This is a genomic window from Streptomyces sp. NPDC002788 (genome assembly GCF_053592115.1).
The window spans coordinates 1-20,409 of the sequence record NZ_JBSFVB010000021.1; the positions used below are offsets into that span (position 1 = coordinate 1).

Below are 20,409 nucleotides of genomic sequence, written 5' to 3' on the forward strand. Positions count from 1 at the left end.
GCGGCGGCCGAGCGCCGACTCCTTGGCGCCCTGCTTGAAGTCCGCGAAGACCTTCTCGCGGACCTCGGGCGACGCCTCGATCGGGCCCGGGCCCGTGACCACCGCCCCTCTTGGCCGCCACCGTGCGTGCCTCAGCGGCGGTCCCCGTCCAGCGGCTCCAGATCCTCGTCCTCGTCCAGGTCGGTGTCGAGCTCGTCCTCCAGGTCCTCCCCCTCGTCGTCATCGTCGTCTTCGAGGTCGTCGAAGACGGCACTGACGTCGAAGCGGCAGACCACCTGCTGCGGATCGACCTGCTCGAACGGCGCCTCCAGCCACTCGCCGGGCTCGGCCGGTTCGTCCGCCGCCGTCACCCAGAGCGTGGAATCGCCCTCCTCCAGCCCGAACTCCTTGTGCCGGGAAGCGATCTCGTCGGGCTCGAACTCGCCGAAGAGCAGGCCGAGCGCGCCGTGGACCGTCCCGGAGGCCGGGGAGCCTTCGTCGCCGTCGGCCGCCTCGATCCGCTGTGCCTGCGCCAGCAGCCGCTGCGGTTCGGCGACGGCGTAGTCGCGGCGGATCAGTACGCTCAGTGCGTTCGGTTCCTCGGGGCCCTTGTACGGGGGCAACGCGTCCTCTGTACCGGGGATCTCGAAGGGCGTGACCTCGTCATAACGGTCGTAGAGCAGTTCGTCGTACACCTCTGCGGCCGCGGCCAGCTGGTTGAACGCCTCGTAGACGGCCGGGTCGTCCTCCCCCGACCTGCGTTCGACCGCGGCCAGGTGGCGGTCGAGCGCGGTCTTGACCGCCTCGGCGGCGGCGCGTACCTCGGCAGCGGTGGGCTGCGCAGCATCAGACATAGTGCAGACGCTATCCGTACCAGGCCCCAGCCCGCACAATAGATGCGATGCCGGAATACGAATTTGTCGACGTGTACGTACCTCGCGGGGTCTCCCGCAAGGAGACGGCACGTCTGCTGACGGACCATGCGGAGTACGGACACTGGGAGTTGCACCGTCTGAGCCTGCTGCGCGACGGCAGCCGCAAGGTGCGGTTGCGCCGACGGATCATCCGCCAGGTGCGGGCCACGTGGTGAGCTGAGACGGCGCACCGGAGAAGGCACATACGGGAGCGGGCCCCGCGTCGACGGGGCCCGCTCCGTGCACCTCGGGCTCGTATGGCCGGCGGTGTCAGGCCGAGGCGCGCGCCTTGCGGTACAGAATCGCGCCCGCCAGCAGAGCGCCCGCACCGGCCGGGATGGCGAGGCCGAGCGGCAGCTCGCTGCCCGTGCTCGCGAGCTGGGCGTCGCCCTTGGTCTCGGTGATGAAGTTGGCGCCCGGCTGGTTGCCGTGCGAGGAGCCGCCCGGCGGGTCGACGTGCGCGCCGGGCGGCGTGCCCGGGGTACCCGGACGGCCAGGCCCCTCCGGGTTGCCGGGATCGCCCGGGTTACCGGGATCCCCCGGGTTACCGGGGTTGCCGGGGTTGCCGGGATCCCCCGGGTTACCGGGGTTACCGGGACCACCCGGACCGCCCGGACCGCCCGGGTTGCCCGGGTTGCCCGGGTTGCCCGGCTGCCCGGGCGTCTCGCCGCCGCCGGGCGGGTTCGTGGGGTGACCGCCGGAGCCGCCGTTACCGCAGTCGTTGCCGGTGCTGGGGTTGCCGATGCCGATGATGTCGACGCTGTTGCCGCAGACGTTCACCGGGGCGTGGATCGGGGCCTGGATGTGGTTGCCCGATCCGACGCCGGGCGAGTCGGCGGCGTGGCCGCCCGCGTGCGAGCCGCCGTGGCCGCCTGAACCGCCGGACCCCCCCGGCGACGATCCACCGCCCTGGTTGGCGCAGGAGTTGCCCATCGAGGGGTTGAGCACGCCGATGACGTTGACCGTGTTCCCGCAGACGTTGACCGGCGCGTGCACCGGCGCCTGCACCGAGTTCCCGGACAGCACGCCGGGCGATCGCGAAGCGGAACCCTGTGCGCCCGAGTCGGCGTGCGCGGAGCCGCCCGCGGCGGCGATCACGCCGGTCGCGGCCGCCACGGTCATGAGACCCTTGCGGGTGACTTGTCGCATTCTTGAATACCTGCCTTCGACCCTGTTTCGAATTCTTCTCGAATTCCCCGAAAGAAGCGTTCGGTCCCGGAGCGCATGGCACGCGCTCCGGGACCGGTGGCTTTGAACTCCCTCTTACAGAGAGGGGAGCGTCACTTGTTGACGCAGGTGTTGCCGAAGGCGGGGTTCAGCAGCCCGATCACGGAGACCGTGTTGCCGCAGGCGTTCACCGGGACGTGAACGGGCACCTGAATGACGTTGCCGGACACGACACCCGGGGAGTGCGCGGCGACACCATGGGCACCCGAGTCGGCGACGGCCATGCCCGCGCCCGCGAGGACCAGCCCACCGGTGGCAGCCGCAGCAGCGACGACCTTCTTGATCATTATTCCTCCTAGTTGGCAAAGCGACCCATCTTGCGATCGCATTACCTGTAACGAGGAGGGAGTAATGAGGCTACGAGCTTATCGTCGCATTCACTCTTCTCAGTCGATCTCGCACGCGTGACCGAATGCTGGTGATTCGGGGCGGATGGTTTCAGGACGCGTCGATGAACCGGTCGAGCACCCGCACGCCGAACTTCAGGCCCTCCACCGGAACCCGCTCGTCCACGCCGTGGAACATGCCGGCGAAGTCCAGCTCCGGGGGCAGCTTCAGCGGCGCGAAGCCGAAGCCCCGGATGCCCAGGTCGTCGAAGGACTTCGCGTCCGTCCCGCCGGAGAGCATGTAGGGGATCGCCTTGGCGGTCGGGTCCTCGGCCAGCAGCGAGGACTGCATCGCCTCCACGAGCGCCCCGTCGAAGGTGGTCTCGACGGCCTTGTCGGCGTGGACGTCCTCGCGCCGCACCTTGGGGCCGAGGATGCGGTCGAGATCGGCGAGGAACTCGTCCTCGAACCCGGGCAGGAACCGGCCGTCGACGTGGGCGGTCGCCTCGCCCGGGATGACGTTGACCTTGTAGCCGGCACCGAGCTGCGTGGGATTGGCCGTGTTGCTCAGGGTCGCGCCGATGAGCTTGGCGATGCCGCCGAGCTTGGCCAGGGTCGACTCCATGTCCTCAGGGTCGAGCTCCGTGCCGAACGCGTCACCGAGCTCGTCGAGGAAGGCGCGGGTGGTCTTGGTGACCCGTACCGGGAACTTGTGCCGGCCCAGCCTCGCGACGGCCTCCGACAGCTCGGTGATCGCGTTGTCCCGGTGGATCATCGACCCGTGCCCGGCCGTGCCGGCCACGGTGAGCTTCATCCAGTGCATGCCCTTCTCGGCCGTCTGGATCAGGTACAGCCGCCGCTCCTCGCTCACGGTGAACGAGAATCCGCCCACCTCGCTGATCGCCTCGGTGACACCCTCGAAGAGGTCCCGGTGGTTGTCGACGAGGTGGCGGGCCCCGTACGTGCCGCCCGCCTCCTCGTCGGCGAGGAACGCGAGGACGATGTCGCGCGGGGGCTTGCGTCCGCTGCGCAGCCGGTCGCGTACGACCGCGAGGGTCATCGCGTCCATGTCCTTCATGTCGACGGCCCCGCGGCCCCACACGCATCCGTCGGCGATCTCGCCGGAGAAGGGGTGGTGGGTCCAGTCGTCCGCGTTGGCCGGTACGACGTCGGTGTGGCCGTGGATGAGGAGCGCGGGCCGGGAGGGGTCCTCGCCCTCGATCCGGGCCACGGTCGAGGCGCGGCCCGGGTGGGACTCGAAGATCCGCGGTTCGAGCCCGACCTCGGCGAGCTTCTCGGCGACGTACTCGGCCGCCTTGCGCTCGCCCGGACCCGAGTGGTCGCCGTAGTTGCTGGTGTCGATCTGGATCAGCTCGCGGCAGAGGTCCACGACCTCGTCCTCGCCGGTGACGCTCCTGGCCGTGTCCGTCTCGCTCACGTGCTTCCTCCCGGTGTCACTGCTGGTGGGTCCCCCTCATCCTCCCTCTCCCCGGCCCGCTCCCCAAGAGCGCTCCCGGCCCGTCACCCGGCGTTCACGCCCTGCCGGGGTGTCGGCGGGGGGTGATCGGCCACCCCGGAAAGCCTGGTAATGTTTACGTCGTCGCCGCGGGGAGAACCCACGCGACAGACACCTTGTCCGGGTGGCGGAATGGCAGACGCGCTAGCTTGAGGTGCTAGTGCCCTTTATCGGGCGTGGGGGTTCAAGTCCCCCCTCGGACACATGAAGCTGAGGGCCGTGACCGCGAGGTCACGGCCCTCAGGCGTTGCCGTGGAAAGGTGACCATGACCAGGCGTTCCTGCCTCTGCGGACTCCCCGCGGCCTACGAGGCATGTTGCGGCCGCTACCACTCCGGGTCCGCCGCCGCACCGACCGCCGAGGCCCTGATGCGGTCGCGGTACTGCGCCTTCGTGAAGGGGGACCCCGAGTACCTGCTGCGGACGTGGCATCCGCGGACGCGGCCCGGGACGCTGGAGCTGGATCCGGGGACGCGGTGGACCGGGCTGGAGATCCTGGGCACCAGTGAGGGGTCCGCCTTCCACTCCCTCGGAACCGTGGAGTTCCGCGCCTCGTACCGGGGCGGATCGCTGCACGAGCGGAGCCGGTTCGAGCGGGTCGACGGGGCCTGGGTGTACGTCGACGGGGAGTTCCTGCCGTAGCTATGGCGCCAGGATGTCCAGTTCCTGGAGGGCGCCGACCGTGATCTCGCGGGTCAGTTCCTCGGCGCGGGTCGCGTCACCGGCGCGTACCGCCTCCGCGACCTGGACATGCAGGGTGACGGCGGCCGGATCGGGATCCTCGAACATCACGTCGTGATGCGTGCGGCCGGCCAGGACCTCGGCGACGACATCGCCGAGGCGGGCGAACATCTCGTTGCCGGAGGCGTCGAGGATGACGCGGTGGAAGGCCATGTCGTGGACGAGGTAGCCCTCCAGCTTGTGGCCGCGCGAGTGGGCGACCATGCCGAGGGCGCACTCGGTGAGAGCGGCGCACTGCTCGGACGTGGCGTGCCGGGCGGCGAGGCCGGCCGCGACCGGTTCGATCGCCGAGCGCAGCACCGTGAGGGAGCGCAGTTGCTGCGGGCGATCGGCACCGGCCAGGCGCCAGCGGATGACCTGCGGGTCGTAGACGTTCCACTCGGACTTCGGGCGAACCGTGACGCCGACGCGACGGCGGGACTCCACCAGGTGCATGGACTCCAGAACGCGGACCGCCTCGCGCATCACGGAGCGTGACACGTCGAAACGCTGGGCGAGCTCGTCCGTGCGCAGGACGCTGCCCGGCGGGTACTCCCCCGCGGTGATCGCGGGGCCGAGGGTGTCCAGTACACGGCCGTGCAGCCCCCGGCCCGGTGTGCTCATGCACTCAGCGTACGGGGTAGATCACGGAGACGAAAAGTCAGACTTAATCGCCACAGGCTCTTGAATTAGTCCTACCTAATGGGTTTCAGTTGCGTCGACATCACGTGTCGACGAAGACAGCAGACAGTGAGGCAGCGATGAACACCCCCCACGTCGTCGTGGTCATGGGCGTCGCCGGCACCGGCAAGACGACCATCGGTCCCCTGCTCGCGGCCCGGCTCGGCGTTCCGTACGCCGAGGGCGACGACTTCCACCCGCCGGCCAACATCGTCAAGATGTCGGCCGGTACGCCGCTCACCGACGAGGACCGCCTGCCCTGGCTGGACGCCATCGGTGACTGGGCGCACGGGCGGGCCGGGATCGGCGGGGTGGTCAGCTGCTCGGCGCTGAAGCGGTCGTACCGCGACCGGCTGCGGATCGCCGCACCCGGCGTGGTCTTCGTGCACCTCACGGGCGACCGCGCGCTGATCGAGGACCGGATGTCGCACCGGCAGGGGCACTTCATGCCCACGGCGCTGCTCGACTCCCAGTTCGCCACGCTCCAGCCGCTGGAGGCGGACGAGGCCGGGGTCGGTGTGGATGTCGCGGGCAGCCCGGAGGAGATCACCGAGCGGGCGGCGCACGCCCTGGAGCACCTCCCCGAGCCCGTCCTGTAGCCCCTGCCGGCCCCGTCTCCCCCCTCTCCCCTCGACACAAGGGAACCCACCGTGACCAGACTCAGCGTCGAGATGCTGGCAGCGGACGCACCCGAGCCGATCACCTCGGCCGGCCACGCTCAGCTGGGCATCGCCGTCCTGGCGGGCATCGCCGTCATCGTCCTGCTCATCACCAAGTTCAAGCTGCACGCCTTCCTGGCGTTGACCATCGGGTCGCTGGCGCTCGGCGCGATCGCCGGGGCGCCTCTGGACAAGGTCCTCACCAGCTTCAGCGCCGGCCTCGGCACCACGGTCGCCGGCGTCGGCGTGCTGATCGCCCTCGGAGCGATCCTGGGCAAGATGCTCGCCGACTCCGGGGGCGCCGACCAGATCGTCGACACCGTCCTCGCGAAGGCCGGCGGGCGGTCCATGCCGTGGGCGATGGTGCTCATCGCCTCGGTGATCGGGCTGCCGCTGTTCTTCGAGGTCGGCATCGTGCTGCTGATCCCGGTGGTTCTGATGGTCGCCAAGCGCGGCAACTACTCGCTGATGCGCATCGGCATCCCGGCGCTCGCGGGCCTGTCCGTGATGCACGGCCTCGTGCCGCCGCACCCCGGTCCGCTGGTCGCGATCGACGCGGTCAAGGCCGACCTCGGGGTGACGCTGGCCCTCGGTGTCCTCGTCGCCATACCCACGGTGATCATCGCCGGGCCGGTGTTCTCCAAGTACGCGGCCCGCTGGGTGGACGTCCCCGCCCCGGACCGGATGATTCCGCAGCGCGCCTCGGAGGAGCTCGACAAGCGGCCCGGCTTCGGCGCCACGCTGTTCACGGTCCTGCTCCCGGTGATCCTGATGCTGGCCAAGGCGCTGGTCGACATCGTCGTGGACGACCCCGAGAACCTGATCCAGCGCGTCTTCGACGTCGTCGGCGCGCCGATGATCGCCCTGCTCGCCTCGGTGCTGGTCGGCATCTTCACGCTGCTGCGGCCGGCCGGGTTCTCCAAGGAGCGCATCTCGCCGCTCGTCGAGAAGAGCCTCGGGCCGATCGCGGGCATCCTGCTGATCGTCGGCGCGGGCGGCGGCTTCAAGCAGACGCTGATCGACACCGGGGTGGGGCAGATGGTCCTGGACATCTCCAGGGACTGGGCGGTCCCCGCACTGCTGCTCGCCTGGCTGATCGCGGTGGCGATCCGGCTGGCGACCGGTTCGGCGACGGTGGCGACGGTCTCGGCCGCCGGTCTGGTCGCCCCGCTCGCGGCCGACATGTCGACCACGCACGCGGCCCTGCTGGTCCTCGCCATCGGTGCCGGCTCGCTGTTCTTCAGCCATGTCAACGACGCCGGGTTCTGGATGGTGAAGGAGTACTTCGGGCTGAGCGTCGGTCAGAACATCAAGAGCTGGTCGGTCATGGAGACGATCATCTCGGTGGTCGCCGGCGGCATCGTCCTGCTGCTGTCCCTCGTGATCTAGGAGTGTCGCTGCGATGACGGCTCACCCTCTCTTCGACATCGGCGGCCGTACGGCCCTGGTCACCGGCTCCAGCCGGGGCATCGGACTCGCCCTGGCGCGCGGTCTGGCGGAGGCCGGCTGCACGGTCGTCCTGAACGGACGCGCCGATGACCGGCTCGCCGAGGCGGCCGCCGGTCTGCCGGGCGACCGGGTGCACACGGCGGCGTTCGACGTGACCGACGGAGCCTCGGTGGCCTCGGGGGTCGCCGAGGTCGAGGAGCGGGTGGGCCCGCTCGACATCCTCGTCAACAACGCGGGCATGCAACTGCGCGCCCCGCTGCTGGAGTTCACCGACTCCGACTGGCACCGGATCCTGGGCACCAACCTGACCAGTGCCTTCCTGGTCGGACGGGAGGTCGCGCGAGGGATGACGGAACGCGGCCACGGGAAGATCATCAATATCTGTTCGCTGCAGAGCGAGGTGGTACGGCCCGGGATCGCGCCGTACGCAGCCACCAAGGGCGCGCTGAAGATGCTCACCAAGGGCATGTGCGCGGACTGGGGGCCGTACGGGGTGCAGGTCAACGGGCTGGGCCCGGGTTACATCGAGACGGAGCTGACCCGGCCCCTGGTCGAGGACGAGGAGTTCAGCGCCTGGGTGCGCGGGCGTACGCCGGCCGGGCGCTGGGGGCGTACGCAGGACCTGGTGGGCGGGGTGCTGTTCCTCGCCTCCCCCGCCGCGGACTTCGTCAGCGGGCAGGTGCTGTACGTCGACGGCGGTATGACGAGCGTGCTGTGACCACCGCGGAGGCTGTGATGCTGGGTTGCGTGATCCATGGTCAGGGCGACCTGCGGGTGGCCACGTTGCCGGTTCCGGAGCCCGGGCCGGGGCAGGTGCTGGTCGCCGTGCGGTACGGCGGGGTGTGCGGGTCCGATCTGCACTACTGGCGGCACGGCGGGGTCGGCGACTTCCGGCTCCGCGAGCCGATGGTGCTGGGACACGAGGTCGTCGGGACCGTGCTCGGGTACGGTGCCGGCGCGTCCGGGCCCGCGCCGGGTGCCGCCGTCGCGGTGCATCCGGCGAGCCCGTGCGGGGTGTGCCCGCAGTGCTCGGACGGGCGGCGGAACGTCTGCCGGGACACGCGGTACCTCGGCAGTGCGGCGCGCTTTCCGCATGTGCAGGGAGGTTTCGCGGCTCGGATGGTCGTGCCGTGCGAGCAGCTGCGGGCCCTGCCGGAGGGGCTCGGGCTGCGGCGGGCCGCGCTGGCCGAGCCGCTGTCCGTCGCGTTGCACGCGGTGCGCCGGGCCGGGGAGGTGGCCGGCCGGCATGTCCTGGTGACCGGCGCCGGGCCCATCGGGTGCCTGGTCGTCGCGGCGGCGAAGGCGGCCGGGGCCGCGCGGGTGACGGTCACGGATCTGCTGCCCGAGCCGCTGGAGTACGGGCGGATCGCCGGGGCCGGGGCGGTCGTGCGGGCGGACGATCCCGACGACCGCGGCTGGCCGGCCGAAGTGGACGTGGCGATCGAGGCGTCCGGGGTGGCTGCGGGGCTCGACGCGTGTCTCCGGCGGGTGCGGCGGGGTGGGGTCGTCGTGCAGTTGGGCATGCTGCCGGCCGGGCACAGTCCGTTCGCGGGGAACTTGGTGGTGAGCCGGGAACTGGAGGTGCGCGGGGCGTTCCGGTTCGACGGGGAGTTCGACCAGGCGCTGGCTCTGCTGGCGGTGGAGCCGGGGTTGGACGGGCTGATCAGTGCGGTGGTTCCCGTGGCGGAGGCCGAGGCCGCCTTTGCTCTGGCCGCTGATCGGAGCCGGTCGTGCAAGGTGCTGTTGGATTTCGCCCCGGCGCCGTAGGGGTTGTCGGTCGCGGGCGGGTGCGGGTGCGTGGTGGCTGGTCGCGCGGTTCCCCGCGCCCCCGAGGGCGTGCACCTACGGGCGCCACAGCGGGTGCTCTCGGTCCGCCCAGTCCCGGCTCACCCTGCCCGTGCGCATGCCTCTCCTGGACTCCGGGTCCGCCAGGGCCATGCCGATGTGGCCCGCCAGGACGATGCCGATGGTGAGGGCCAGCCAGTCGTGGACGAAGGTCGCGCTGGTGCGCCAGAGGAGCGGGGTGAGGTGGGTGAACCACATCATCAGGCCGGTGCCGAGCATGACGAGGGTGGCTCCGGCGATCCAGGAGGCGTAGAGCTTCTGGCCCGCGTTGAACTTGCCCGCGGGGCGGGACGCGGGGCGCTTGTCGCGGCGCAGGGCGGCGCGCAGCCAGGTGCGGTCGTGCGGGTGGAAGCGGTTGAGGTGGCCGAGGTCGGCACGGAAGACGCGGGACGCGAGGCCCGCCAGGACGGGAACGGGCAGAGCCAGTCCCGACCACTGGTGCAGGGTGACGATCAGGGCGCGGCGCCCCACGAGTTCGGCGAGCTGGGGGACGTAGAGGCAGGCCGCCGTGACGACGCAGACGCCCATGAGCGCGGCCGTGGTGCGGTGGACCCAGCGCTGCACCCTGCTGAAGCGCCGGATCCCGACCGTCATTGACGGCGTGTCAGCTCGTAGGCTCATCGTCCCGTCCGTTCGAGCGGCCCACCCAGGCGTCGATGTCGTAGCCGCGTTCCTCCCAGTAGCCCGGCCGGACCTCGTCGGTGACGGTGATGCCGGAGAGCCACTTGGCGGACTTGTAGAAGTACATGGGTGCCACGTAGAGGCGGACCGGGCCGCCGTGGGAGTGGCCGAGGTCTTTGTCCTGCATGCGCAGGGCGACCAGGACGTCCGCGCGGCGGGCCTGGTCGAGGGTGAGGCTCTCGGTGTAGGTGCCGTCGAAGCAGGTGAAGCGGATCGCCCGGGCCGTGCGGCGGACCCCGGCCGCGTCCAGGAGCCGGGACAGGCGTACGCCCTCGAAGGGGGTGTCGGGGACGCGCCAGCCGGTGACGCACTGGACGTCGCGGACCAAACGGGTCTGCGGGAGGGCCTTGAGGGCGGCCAGGGTGTAGGTGGTGGGGCGGTCGACCAGGCCGTCGATCGTGAGGCGGTAGGTGTCGGCGTCCTTGCGGGGGACGGACGAGGCGACCGAGTAGTAGCGGAAGCCGCCGCCGTTCGGGAGCAGGCCGGTCAGGCCCGTCGGGTCCTTGTCGGCGGCGCTGCCGAGGAAGCCCTCCAGGCCGCGTTGCAGAGGGGGCGCGGCGACGATGCCGACGGCGCCCAGCGCGAGGGTGCCGAGGAAGACGCGGCGGCCGACCGGGGTGCCCCGTTCCTCCGGGTGGTCTTCGCTCACACCCCTGTGTACGTCCTCGTTCACGTACTCATTCGAACACCCGCGGCCCGTTCAGGACAGGGATCGCGGGTGCTCGTCAGAGTTCCGTAACCACTTCTTACGTGGGCGGGGTCAGGACGACGCCGCCTTGTCGAGCTGGAACGCCTCGTTGCCCTGCCCGATCCGGGCGTGCTTCTCGGGCGCGCGGGCGCGCAGCACCAGGCCGAGGACCAGGCCGGCGACCAGGGCGAGGCCGATGATGCCGGGCAGCACCCAGCTCAGCGAGGAGCCGGGGCCGACGCCGACCAGCACCTCGAAGTCCTTCACCGTGTAGCCGGCGATCACGAGCAGCGCGATCCCCGCGAGCGCGGAGGTGACCAGACGCCAGGCCTGGGCGCCCGCGGCGCCGCGGCGGACGAAGAAGACGACGACCGACAGGGAGGCCGCCGCCATCAGGACGATCACGCCGAGGGCGCCGATGTTGCCGAGCCAGGTGAACAGGTGCAGGACGGGCGCGGTCGGGTCGCCGACCGGCTTGTCGTCGGCGATCGCGAAGGCGATCACGACCACCACGGCCACCGCGGTCTGGAGCAGCGATCCGGTACCGGGGGCGCCGCTGCCGCCGCTGGTGCGCCCGAAGGCGGCGGGCAGCAGGCCCTCGCGGCCCATGGCGAATGCGTAGCGGGCGACGACGTTGTGGAAGCTGAGGAGCGCGGCGAACATGCCGGTGACGAACAGGACGTGCAGGACGTCGGTGAACGTGCCGCCGAGGCGGGACTCGGTGAGGAAGAACAGCAGTCCGGCGCTCTGCTGCTGGGCCGTGCCGACGACGGCCGTGGGACCGGTGGCGACGGTGAGGGCCCAGCTGCTCAGCGCGAAGAAGACGGCGACCCCGCCGACGGCGAGGAACATCACGCGCGGCACCAGGACGTGCGGGCGGCTGGTCTCCTCCGCGTAGACGGGGGCCTGCTCGAAGCCGAGGAACGCGGCGACGCAGAAGCACAGGGCGGTACCGACGCCCGCGCCGGTCAGGGTGTCGGGGTTGAACGCGTGCAGCGACAGGCCCTCCTTGCCCGGGTCGGCGAGGGCGGCGATGTCGAAGATCACGACGAGGAGCACCTCGATGACCAGCAGCACGCCGAGCACGCGCGCGTTGACGTCGATCTTCAGCCAGCCCAGCAGGCCGACGGCGAACGCGGCCACGAGGGCCGGTATCCACCAGGCGACCTCGATCTCGGCGTAGGTGGCGAGGAGCCCGGAGACCTCGAAGCCGAAGATGCCGTAGATGCCGGCCTGGAGCGCGTTGTAGGCGACGAGGGCGACCAGGGCGGCGCCCGCGCCGGCGGTGCCGCCCAGGCCGCGGGAGATGTACGCGTAGAAGGCGCCCGCGTTGTGGACGTGGCGGCTCATCTCGGCGTAACCGATGCTGAACAGGACCAGAACGACGCCGAGGACGACGAAGAGCAACGGCTGGCCGACGATGCCCATCACCGCGAATGTCGTGGGCATGACACCCGCGACGACCATGAGCGGGGCGGTCGCGGCGAGGACGGAGAGCAGCAGGCCGCCAGTGCCGAGCCGGTCGGCGCGCAGCGCGCGCTCCCGCCCCTTGAACGTACTGATGCCGCCGGCGGCGGATGTGCTCGTGCTCGAACTGTCCGTGGTCATCGGGAGAGCGTCCTCACTTCTGGAATCCGTAGGGGTCAGGCCGTGCCGAGCGCGCCGGCGCGGGCGGCGGCGAAGGCGGTGTGCGGGTCGCGGTCCGGGTACGACCAGGGCGCCGGGGTGGCGTGGCGGCCGATCCGGTGGAACAGGGCGGCGGCCTCGGCACCCCGCCCCTCGCAGAACTTGGCGTGCGCGAGGTAGTTCAGGTCGATCAGCCGCCGCGGGTGTCCCTCCAGCTCCCACTCCAGCCACCAGTCGAAGGCGGCCTTCATCACCTGCCGGGCGCGGCGGCCGGTCCAGTGGCCCGAGGCGGCCGGGTCGGCCGGTTGGTGCCCGGCGGCGGCCAGCACGCGGTAGCGCTCGGCGTGGGCGATGACGGGCAGGATCGCGAGCGGGGAGTCGGCGGGTGCCTGTTCGGCGGCCCAGTTGGCGAAGTCGTAGACCTCGTGCAGCGGGTCGGGGCCGGCCTCCGTGCGGCGTCCGGCGAGCCGGGTGACCATCAGATGGTGGGCGTGGTGGTGGTCGGCGTACCGGACGCGGACCTGCTCGAAGGTCCGCACCGCGTCCGCGTCGGTTCCGACCGCGCACTCCAGCATGAGCAGGCCGAGCCAGGGCGTGGGGTCGGCGGGGGCCAGGGCGGCGGCGTCCTGGCAGGCCTCGCGGGCGCGGACCGGCTTGCCCTTGCCCTGCAGCACGCGCCGGACCCGGGCGAGGGCGAGGAGGACCGAGGCGTCGGCGGATTCCGGCTCGGCGAGCAGCCACTCCCGCGCCCAGGCGGCGCTGTAGGAATCCCGCGCGAGGACCGAGACCCGGTGGCCGCGCCGGTCCCAGTCGTCGCCCGTGTGGAGCAGCAGGGAGCGGGCGTTCTGCCAGCGGCCCTGCGCCAGCGCGGAGCGGGCGGCCGCGAGCTCGGCGTCGTCGAGGGCCTCGTCGAAGGCCTGCGCCGGGCGTCTGCGGCCGCGGCCGAGGGGAGGCGGGGGTGGGGGCACCGCGGGAACTTCCTCACGCGCTCTTCTTGTGTTTCGACTCACGGCGGTCGATGGGGCGCGCGTTGCGCACTGACATGAACCGATCACGGAAAGCCAACCCCCCGCCAACGGTTGGCGTCAAGGGCCGCCGGCGCGTTACACGCGTCAACTGGTGTTATTCGTGAGGGTCTCGTGACCGGACGGTGGCTCCGAGAACCCGGCCAGCGCGATCCGATTTATCCGTTTCACCCCTTTGTGACGTGCGTCATGGCGCGGCCCGGGACCGCCCCCGACGATGGCAGGACGTGTGGGCGCGCCGGGCGGAGCAGGCCGGTACAGTCGGCCCTCACGCAACCGTGACCCGACCTGATCATCGAGGTACACCGCGTGTCGGTTCCAGTCCTGGCGCTCGCTCTGAGCGCAGCCTGCTGTCTGGGCTTCGGCTTCGTCCTGCAGCAGAACGCGGCCCAGCGGGCCCCGCTGAGCGACTTCCTCTCCTTCCGGCTGCTGATCGACCTCGTGAAGGTGCCTCGCTGGCTCGGCGGCATCGCGCTGATGGTGGTCGGCATGGCCCTGGGCGCCGCCGCGCTGGGGCAGGGTGAGCTGTCGCTGGTGGAACCGCTGCTGGCGACGAACCTGCTGTTCGCGCTCGCACTGTCCCGAAGGCAGACCCGGCAGCCACTGGGCCGCCAGGGCTGGGCGGGCCTGCTGCTGCTGGCGGGCGGGGTGACGGCGTTCATCGTGGCGGGCCGGCCGCAGGGCGGCGCCGCGACGGCCGACCCGGTACGGCAGTGGCTGATCATCGGAGCGATGATCGGGCTCGCCCTGCTGCTCACGACTCACGGCAAGCGGTCCCGGCTGAGCTCCGGTCCGGTCCTGCTGGCGCTGGCCGCCGGGCTGCTGTACGGAGTGCAGGACGCCCTGACCCGGGTGAGCGGACAGAAGTTCACCGAGGGCGGCTTCGCCGAGTTGATGACCGGCTGGCAGCCGTACGCGGTCCTCGCCTTGGGCGTCACGGGGCTCGTCCTCGTGCAGAGCGCCTTCGAGACCGCGTCCCTGCGCAAGTCGCTGCCCGCCCTGACGGCGGCCCAGCCGCTGGCGGGGATCATCTGCGGCGTCGGCTTCCTGGGCGACCGGCTGCGCACCGACGCGGTGGCGCTCGGCTGGGAGGCCGGTGGCCTGCTGGCCGTGGTCGTCGGGATCGTGCTGCTGGGCCTGCACCCGGCGATGCCGACCGGGACGGCGACCGAGCGGGCACGGCCCGGTTCCGCCGCGGTGAGCCCGGCGTCACCCTGACGGGCAGAGCCCCCCACCGCGTCCGGCGATACCGCGACCACGGGTGGGCTCCCCGGCGGTGAGCCGGGCGTCACCCTGACGGGCAGAGCCCCCACCGCGCCCCGGGTCCTGCTTGGATGAGGCCATGAGCGCTGCTGACGAGATCCTCGACATCGTCGACGAGAACGACCAGATCATCGGGCAGTCCCCACGGGGCGAGGCCTACGCCGCGGGGCTGCGGCACCGCTGCGTGTTCATCCAGGCCCGGGACGCCGAGGGCCGGATCTTCGTGCACCGGCGGACGCCCACCAAGCTGGTCTTCCCCTCCCTCCACGACATGTTCGTCGGCGGAGTCGTCGGCGCGGGCGAGTCCTACGACACGGCGGCGCTGCGCGAGGCCGAGGAGGAACTGGGGGTGAGCGGCCTGCCGAGCCCGCGTCACCTCTTCAAGTTCCTCTACGACGACGGCGCCGGCCGGAGCTGGTGGTCGGCGGTGTACGAGGTCCGCTGCGAGCTGCCCGTACAGCCGCAGGCCGAGGAGGTGGCCTGGTACGACTTCCTGCGCGAGGACGAGGTGGAGCGGCGCCTGGACGACTGGGAGTGGGTGCCGGACGGGCTGGCGGCGTACGAGCGGCTCAAGGCGTTCCGGTCGGGGGGCTGAGCAGGGTGTCGCGGAGGGGGCGCTCCCTGCCGCGGACTCGTGCAGCGTCTCGACGGCCGCGTCGACGACCTCCGGGTCGCACCGAAGAGCCCGGGCTCCCGTGCGCACGGGTCCCGGAGCGCGCCGAAGTACGCCGGCCAGAACCCGGGCAGGTCCGGCTGGTGCTCGGCCGGGGCGATGCCGTGGCCGGGCCCTGCTCACCCGGCCGGTGACGAGGGGACCTCCATGCCCGGAAACCGTGGCCGGGGGGACTGTCGACGCCGGCGAGCGGCTCACGGGTAGGGTCGCGCACGTGATCGAGTTCGTACGGAACGTCCGGTTGTGGTTCGCACCCGCGGAAGTCCGGCAGGACGGGGAGACGCCCGACTACCGGTTCTCGCTGGCCAACGAGCGCACCTTCCTGGCCTGGCTGCGCACCGCGCTCGCGCTGATCGGCGGGGGCTTCGCCGTGGACCAGTTCCTGCCGGACCTGCGCTGGGGCTGGCGGGTCGGGCTGGCGCTCGCGCTGCTGGCCGCGGGCGTGCTGTGCTCGCTGCGGGCGGTCAACCACTGGGTGCGCTGCGAGCGGGCCATGCGGCGGGGTGAGGACCTGCCGGTTTCCCGGTTCCCGGCGCTGCTCGGCCTCGTCGTCGCGGTGGTGGCCGTCGCCATGGTGCTCGTGGTGCTCGTGGGGTGGGAGGGGTGAGCATGCCGACGGCCCCGCCACGGGACCCCGACCGCGATCCCGGACTGCAGCCGGAGCGGACCCGGCTCGCGTGGCGCCGTACGACGCTGTCCGGCACGGTCGCCGCCGTGCTCGCCGTGAAGACCGTGCTGCACGGCGGGGCATCGACCCCCGGGATTCTCGCCTGCGCCCTGTGCTGTATGCTCTGGCTGGGCTTCCTCGGCGTCGCCCACCGCAGGATCCGCACCCTCGCGGCCACCCCCAGCCCCGCGGCGTTCGCGCCCCGGTACGCCACGGCGGCGGCGCTGTGCACGGTGGCGATGGCGGTGTGCGGGGCGGCACTCGTGCTCTAGGTCCTCATGGGCCGTCGCGCTCCCAGTCCACCGTCACGACGATCTTGCCGCGCGTGCGGCCCTCCTGGTTCAGCCGATACGCGTCCGCCGCCCGCTCCAGCGGGAACGTCGCGTCGACGTGCACGCTCACCACGCCCTGCTCGGCCAGTTCGGACAGCCGCTGGAGGTCCTCGGCGTCCGGGCGGACGAAGTAGTAGCGGCCGCCGTAGTTCACGACTTCGTGGTCGGCGATCGACACCAGACGGCCCTCGGGGGCCAGCAGGTTCGCCGAGACCTTCAGCGCGTCCCCGCCGACGGTGTCGAACACCGCGTCCACGCCCTCGGGCGCCAGCCCCCGCACCCGCTCGCCCAGGCCCTCGCCGTACGTCACCGGCTCCCCGCCGAGGCTCCGGACGAAGTCGTGGTTGGACTCGCTCGCCGTGCCGATCACCCGGGCGCCGAGGTGGCTGCCGAATTGCACGGCGAGGGAGCCGACGCCGCCGGCCGCGGCGTGCACCAGGACGGTCTCGCCCCTCTTCACCTCGAGCACCTTGCGCAGCACCTGGTAGGCGGTGAGTCCGACCAGGGGCAGTCCGGCCGCCTCCTCGAAGGAGAGGTTGCGCGGCTTGCGGGCGAGTGTGCGCAGGGGTGCGGCCACGTACTCGGCGAGGGTGCCGCGGGAGAGGAAGTCCTCGCGCACGTATCCGATGACCTCGTCCCCGACGTCGAACTCCGAGACGGCCACGCCGGGCCGCACGACGACGCCCGAGACGTCCCAGCCGGGCACCACGGGGAAGACGGGGGCGATAAGGCCGTCGAGGTGGCCCTCGCGCGCCTTCCAGTCGACGGGGTTCACGGCCGCCGCCCGTACCTTCACCAGCACCGCGTCCGGACCGACCTCGGGATCGCGCACCTCCCCGAACGCCAGCACCTCGGGTCCGCCGTACCGTGAGTAGCTGATGGCCTTCATGGGTCCGACCTTCCGGGCTCCCCGGGCGGCACGCAAGCCGGATGGCCTGAACGAACCGGCCGGAACCTCCCCGGCGCCCCGCGGCGGGGCGCGTCGGCCTATCGTGGCTCCGATCACGTTTCGGCCCTGCTCTGGACGACATACCGACCGGTCGGCATCATGAGTCGGGAACCGTTCACCTGCCTGCCCGTAGGAGCGACGCATGAGCCCCGATCACCCGCCCGGACTCGATCTCGACCGGTTGCGCGGCCTGCTCGGCCGCGAGCGGCCCGGCCTGGTGAACGGCCCGTTGTCCGGCCGGCTGATCGAGGGCGGACGGTCGAACCTCACCTACGCGGTCTCCGACGGCACCGCGCAGTGGGTCGTACGACGGCCCCCGCTCGGCCACGTCCTGGCCACCGCGCACGACATGAAGCGCGAGCACCGGGTGATCAGCGCGCTGCACCCGACCGCCGTGCCGGTGCCGCGCCCGGTGCTGCTGTGCGAGGACGAGGAGGTGCTCGGGGCGCCGTTCTACGTCATGGAGTACGTGGAGGGCACCCCGTACCGCACCGCCGACCAGCTCGTCCCGCTAGGACCGGAGCGGACCCGGGGCGCGGTGCTGAACCTGGTCGACGCGCTGGTCGAGCTGCACGCGGTCGACCCGGGCGAGGTGGGTCTCGGGGACTTCGGCAGGCCCGAGGGTTTCCTGGACCGGCAGCTGCGGCGCTGGGGCAAGCAGCTGGACGCCTCCCGCAACCGGGACCTGGACGGCATCGACGAGTTGCACGCCGCGCTCGGGCGCGAGCTGCCCCGCTCCCCCGCCCCGGCCGTCGTGCACGGCGACTACCGGCTCGACAACGTGCTGATCGGCGAGGACGACTCGATCCGGGCGATCCTCGACTGGGAGATGTCCACGTTGGGCGACCCGCTCACCGACCTCGGCCTGCTGGTGATGTACAGCATGCCGCTCGGCATGCCCGAGTCCCCCGTCTCCACCACCGCCGAGGCGCCCGGGCATCCGGCGCCGTCCGAACTCATCGAGCGGTACGCCGCGCGCTCGGGGCGCGACGTCTGCGCGGTCTCCTGGTACACGGCGTTCGCCTGGTTCAAGCTCGCCGTGATCCTGGAGGGCATCCACTACCGCTACACGCTCGGCCAGACGGTCGGGCGCGGTTTCGACCGCATCGGCGACCTCGTGCCCGTCTTCGTCCGGCACGGACTGACCACGCTCAACGAAGGCCTCCAGGAGGGCTGATCCGTATGGACTTCGCTTTCGACGCGCGCACCGAAGAGCTGCGCGCCACACTCCTCGCCTTCATGGACGAGTACGTCTATCCGGCCGAGGCCGTCGCCCACGAGCAGCGCGCCGGGCTGGCCTCGCCGTGGGAGACCGTGCCCGTGGTGGAGGAACTGAAGGCCGAGGCCCGCAGGCAGGGCCTGTGGAACCTGTTCCTGCCGGACTCCGAGTACGGGGCCGGGCTCACCAACCTCCAGTACGCGCCGCTCGCCGAGATCATGGGCCGCTCCCCGCAGCTGGCGCCGACGGTGACGAACTGTGCGGCGCCGGACACCGGCAACATGGAGGTGCTGACCCAGTTCGGCGACGAGCGGCAGCGCAAGCAGTGGCTGGAGCCGCTGCTGGCCGGCGAGATCCGCTCGGCGTTCGCGATGACCGAGCCGGAGGTGGCCTCCTCGGACGCCACGAACATCACGACGCTCATCGAGCGGGACGGCGACGAGTACGTCATCACCGGCCGCAAGTGGTACATCTCCGGGGCGATGCACCCCGACTGCAAGATCTTCATCGTCATGGGCAAGACCGACCCGGAGGGGCCGGACATCCGCCGCCAGCAGTCCATGGTGCTGGTCCCCCGGGACACCCCGGGTGTCACGATCAAGCGCGCCATGCGGGTCTTCGGCTACGAGGACCACTACCACGGCGGCCACGCCGAGGTGATCTTCGACCACGCGCGCGTGCCGGTGTCGAACCTGGTGGGCGAGGAGGGCGGCGGTTTCGCCATCGCCCAGGCCCGGCTCGGTCCCGGCCGGATCCACCACTGCATGCGGCTGATCGGCATGGCGGAGCGGGCGATCGAGCTGATGTGCGAGCGGGCGGCGTCCCGTACGGCCTTCGGCAAGGCGCTGGCCCAGCAGGGCGTGGTCCACAACTGGATCGCGGACGCGCGGGTCACCGTCGAGCAGTTGCGGCTGCTGGTGCTGAAGACGGCCTGGCTGATGGACACGGTCGGCAACCGGGGCGCCCACACGGAGATCCAGGCCATCAAGATCGCCACGCCGCGGGCGGTCGTCGACATCCTCGACCGGGCGATCCAGCTGCACGGCGCGGGTGGGGTGAGCCAGGACTTCCCGCTGGCCGAGCTGTACGCCGGGGCGCGGACGCTGATGATCGCGGACGGGCCGGACGAGGTGCATCAGCGCTCGCTGGCGCGTCGGGAGCTGAAGCGGTACGTGTGACGCAGCCGGGCGGCGGAGGGTTTTCGCCCCCGCCGCCCCTGCCCTTCCCCTCTGCAGGGGCTCCGCCCATCGGCCCCGCAGGGTGCTCCGCCCCTGGAGCCCTGTTCGCCCCGAACGGCCTCGTCCTCGAACGCCGGACGGGCTGGATACGGCTCAGCCCCGCATTTCGAGCCGTTACGGGCGCAGAGCTCGTAGCAGCAGGTCAGCCAGGTGGTCGGCCACCTGCTGCGGGCTCAGCGGACCCTCAGGGCGGTACCACGTCGACAGGTGGTGGACCGAGCCGAAGTGGTAGTCGACGACGAGGTCCGCCGGGGTCGCCCTGGAGAAGACGCCCGACTCCTGGCCCTCCTCGACGAGCGCACGGAAACGCTCGTGGTAGCGGCGGCGTTCCGCGCGGACCTGCTTGTCCTTCTCGGGGCTCAGATGGTGCATCGACCGCCAGAAGATCATCGCGTCGTCGAGGTTGTCGATGGTCGTCACGACCACGTCCGCCGCCGCGGCCCGCAGTCGCTTCTCGACCGGCTCGTCGGCGCCCGCGACGGCGTCCAGCCGCTCCTGCTGGATGCGCAGCACGCGCGCGTACACCTCGTGCAGCAGGTCGTCCTTGGAGCCGAAGTAGTGGTAGAGCGCCCCCTTGGTGACGCCGGCCGCCTCGACGATCTCCTGCACCGAGGTGCGGTCATAGCCCTGCTCGGCGAAGAGCCGGGTGGCGGCGGCCAGGAGCCGCTGAGGCACGGGGGTGCCGTCCGAGTCCGTGGTCCTGGGCACTGCCGCCACCTGCCTTTCCGTCCTG

The 20,409-nt window shown here is 71.7% G+C and carries 23 protein-coding genes and 1 tRNA gene; 13 read left to right on the forward strand and 11 right to left on the reverse strand.

Annotated features, from left to right (window positions below):
- Window positions 1–131: 131 nt before the first annotated feature.
- Window positions 132–833: a hypothetical protein gene (locus ACWD1U_RS31400; RefSeq protein ID WP_451112646.1), complete on the reverse strand. Its 702-nt coding sequence runs from the start codon at window positions 831–833 to the stop codon at window positions 132–134.
- 47 nt (window positions 834–880) lie between these two features.
- Between ACWD1U_RS31400 and ACWD1U_RS31405 the strand changes: the two genes are divergently transcribed.
- Window positions 881–1,069 carry a DUF5703 family protein gene (locus ACWD1U_RS31405; RefSeq protein WP_010045410.1) on the forward strand — a complete coding sequence of 63 codons (189 nt, stop codon included), beginning with the start codon at window positions 881–883 and terminating at the stop codon, window positions 1,067–1,069.
- A 94-nt stretch (window positions 1,070–1,163) separates the two neighbouring features.
- Here the strand turns inward: ACWD1U_RS31405 and ACWD1U_RS31410 are convergent, their stop codons facing one another.
- The 3 genes from ACWD1U_RS31410 to ACWD1U_RS31420 form a co-directional block, all read right to left on the reverse strand.
- Window positions 1,164–2,042 (reverse strand): chaplin, encoded by an 879-nt coding sequence (locus tag ACWD1U_RS31410; RefSeq protein ID WP_451112648.1) that lies wholly within the window; start codon window positions 2,040–2,042, stop codon window positions 1,164–1,166.
- A gap of 131 nt (window positions 2,043–2,173) precedes the next feature.
- On the reverse strand, window positions 2,174–2,407 hold the full coding sequence (chpH, locus tag ACWD1U_RS31415) for a chaplin ChpH (RefSeq protein ID WP_451112650.1): 234 nt from the start codon (window positions 2,405–2,407) through the stop codon (window positions 2,174–2,176).
- Between the two features lie 151 nt (window positions 2,408–2,558).
- Entirely contained in the window at window positions 2,559–3,884 is a 1,326-nt protein-coding gene (locus ACWD1U_RS31420; RefSeq protein WP_451112652.1) for a M20/M25/M40 family metallo-hydrolase, read from the reverse strand.
- A 196-nt stretch (window positions 3,885–4,080) separates the two neighbouring features.
- Here ACWD1U_RS31420 and ACWD1U_RS31425 point away from each other — a divergent pair.
- Window positions 4,081–4,165 (forward strand) — tRNA-Leu (locus tag ACWD1U_RS31425).
- 63 nt (window positions 4,166–4,228) lie between these two features.
- The gene (locus ACWD1U_RS31430) at window positions 4,229–4,603 is read left to right on the forward strand and encodes a YchJ family protein (RefSeq protein WP_451112654.1); all 375 of its coding nucleotides are present in this window, start codon (window positions 4,229–4,231) and stop codon (window positions 4,601–4,603) included.
- Here ACWD1U_RS31430 and ACWD1U_RS31435 read toward each other — a convergent pair whose 3' ends face one another.
- Window positions 4,604–5,305: a FadR/GntR family transcriptional regulator gene (locus ACWD1U_RS31435; protein WP_451112656.1), complete on the reverse strand. Its 702-nt coding sequence runs from the start codon at window positions 5,303–5,305 to the stop codon at window positions 4,604–4,606.
- 137 nt (window positions 5,306–5,442) lie between these two features.
- On the opposite strand from ACWD1U_RS31435, the gene ACWD1U_RS31440 reads away from it, so the two are divergent.
- From ACWD1U_RS31440 to ACWD1U_RS31455, 4 genes are read left to right on the forward strand one after another with little or no spacing between them, the layout of a single operon-like run.
- Window positions 5,443–5,961 carry a gluconokinase gene (locus ACWD1U_RS31440; RefSeq protein WP_451112658.1) on the forward strand — a complete coding sequence of 173 codons (519 nt, stop codon included), beginning with the start codon at window positions 5,443–5,445 and terminating at the stop codon, window positions 5,959–5,961.
- A 51-nt stretch (window positions 5,962–6,012) separates the two neighbouring features.
- Window positions 6,013–7,410, forward strand: coding sequence for a GntT/GntP/DsdX family permease (locus ACWD1U_RS31445; RefSeq protein WP_451112660.1), 1,398 nt, complete (start codon window positions 6,013–6,015; stop codon window positions 7,408–7,410).
- A 13-nt stretch (window positions 7,411–7,423) separates the two neighbouring features.
- Window positions 7,424–8,188, forward strand: coding sequence for an SDR family oxidoreductase (locus tag ACWD1U_RS31450; protein WP_451112661.1), 765 nt, complete (start codon window positions 7,424–7,426; stop codon window positions 8,186–8,188).
- Window positions 8,189–8,205: 17 nt separating this feature from the next.
- On the forward strand, window positions 8,206–9,237 hold the full coding sequence (locus tag ACWD1U_RS31455; RefSeq protein ID WP_451112853.1) for an L-idonate 5-dehydrogenase: 1,032 nt from the start codon (window positions 8,206–8,208) through the stop codon (window positions 9,235–9,237).
- 75 nt (window positions 9,238–9,312) lie between these two features.
- Here the strand turns inward: ACWD1U_RS31455 and ACWD1U_RS31460 are convergent, their stop codons facing one another.
- From ACWD1U_RS31460 to ACWD1U_RS31475, 4 genes are all read right to left on the reverse strand, one after another.
- Entirely contained in the window at window positions 9,313–9,936 is a 624-nt protein-coding gene (locus tag ACWD1U_RS31460) for a cytochrome b/b6 domain-containing protein (protein ID WP_451112663.1), read from the reverse strand.
- A complete protein-coding gene (locus ACWD1U_RS31465; protein ID WP_451112665.1) occupies window positions 9,920–10,645 on the reverse strand; it encodes a molybdopterin-dependent oxidoreductase in 726 nt (241 codons plus the stop codon). Before ACWD1U_RS31465 ends, ACWD1U_RS31460 begins: the two co-directional genes overlap by 17 nt.
- Window positions 10,646–10,756: 111 nt before the next feature.
- A complete protein-coding gene (locus ACWD1U_RS31470) occupies window positions 10,757–12,292 on the reverse strand; it encodes an APC family permease (protein WP_451112667.1) in 1,536 nt (511 codons plus the stop codon).
- Between the two features lie 35 nt (window positions 12,293–12,327).
- The gene (locus ACWD1U_RS31475) at window positions 12,328–13,278 is read right to left on the reverse strand and encodes a hypothetical protein (protein ID WP_451112669.1); all 951 of its coding nucleotides are present in this window, start codon (window positions 13,276–13,278) and stop codon (window positions 12,328–12,330) included.
- A 366-nt stretch (window positions 13,279–13,644) separates the two neighbouring features.
- Between ACWD1U_RS31475 and ACWD1U_RS31480 the strand changes: the two genes are divergently transcribed.
- From ACWD1U_RS31480 to ACWD1U_RS31495, 4 genes are all read left to right on the forward strand, one after another.
- Entirely contained in the window at window positions 13,645–14,553 is a 909-nt protein-coding gene (locus ACWD1U_RS31480; protein WP_451112671.1) for a DMT family transporter, read from the forward strand.
- Window positions 14,554–14,677: 124 nt separating this feature from the next.
- Window positions 14,678–15,193 (forward strand): NUDIX hydrolase, encoded by a 516-nt coding sequence (locus ACWD1U_RS31485; RefSeq protein ID WP_451112673.1) that lies wholly within the window; start codon window positions 14,678–14,680, stop codon window positions 15,191–15,193.
- 292 nt (window positions 15,194–15,485) lie between these two features.
- Window positions 15,486–15,878, forward strand: a complete 393-nt coding sequence (locus ACWD1U_RS31490; RefSeq protein ID WP_451112675.1) for a YidH family protein — start codon at window positions 15,486–15,488, stop codon at window positions 15,876–15,878.
- 2 nt (window positions 15,879–15,880) lie between these two features.
- Entirely contained in the window at window positions 15,881–16,210 is a 330-nt protein-coding gene (locus ACWD1U_RS31495) for a DUF202 domain-containing protein (protein ID WP_451112855.1), read from the forward strand.
- A gap of 4 nt (window positions 16,211–16,214) precedes the next feature.
- Here ACWD1U_RS31495 and ACWD1U_RS31500 read toward each other — a convergent pair whose 3' ends face one another.
- Window positions 16,215–17,159 (reverse strand): NADP-dependent oxidoreductase, encoded by a 945-nt coding sequence (locus ACWD1U_RS31500; protein ID WP_451112677.1) that lies wholly within the window; start codon window positions 17,157–17,159, stop codon window positions 16,215–16,217.
- A 202-nt stretch (window positions 17,160–17,361) separates the two neighbouring features.
- On the opposite strand from ACWD1U_RS31500, the gene ACWD1U_RS31505 reads away from it, so the two are divergent.
- A complete protein-coding gene (locus ACWD1U_RS31505; protein ID WP_451112678.1) occupies window positions 17,362–18,396 on the forward strand; it encodes a phosphotransferase family protein in 1,035 nt (344 codons plus the stop codon).
- Window positions 18,397–18,401: 5 nt separating this feature from the next.
- Entirely contained in the window at window positions 18,402–19,616 is a 1,215-nt protein-coding gene (locus ACWD1U_RS31510; RefSeq protein ID WP_451112680.1) for an acyl-CoA dehydrogenase family protein, read from the forward strand.
- 174 nt (window positions 19,617–19,790) lie between these two features.
- On the opposite strand, the gene ACWD1U_RS31515 is transcribed toward ACWD1U_RS31510, so the two are convergent.
- Entirely contained in the window at window positions 19,791–20,384 is a 594-nt protein-coding gene (locus tag ACWD1U_RS31515; RefSeq protein ID WP_451112682.1) for a TetR/AcrR family transcriptional regulator, read from the reverse strand.
- Window positions 20,385–20,409: the final 25 nt, after the last annotated feature.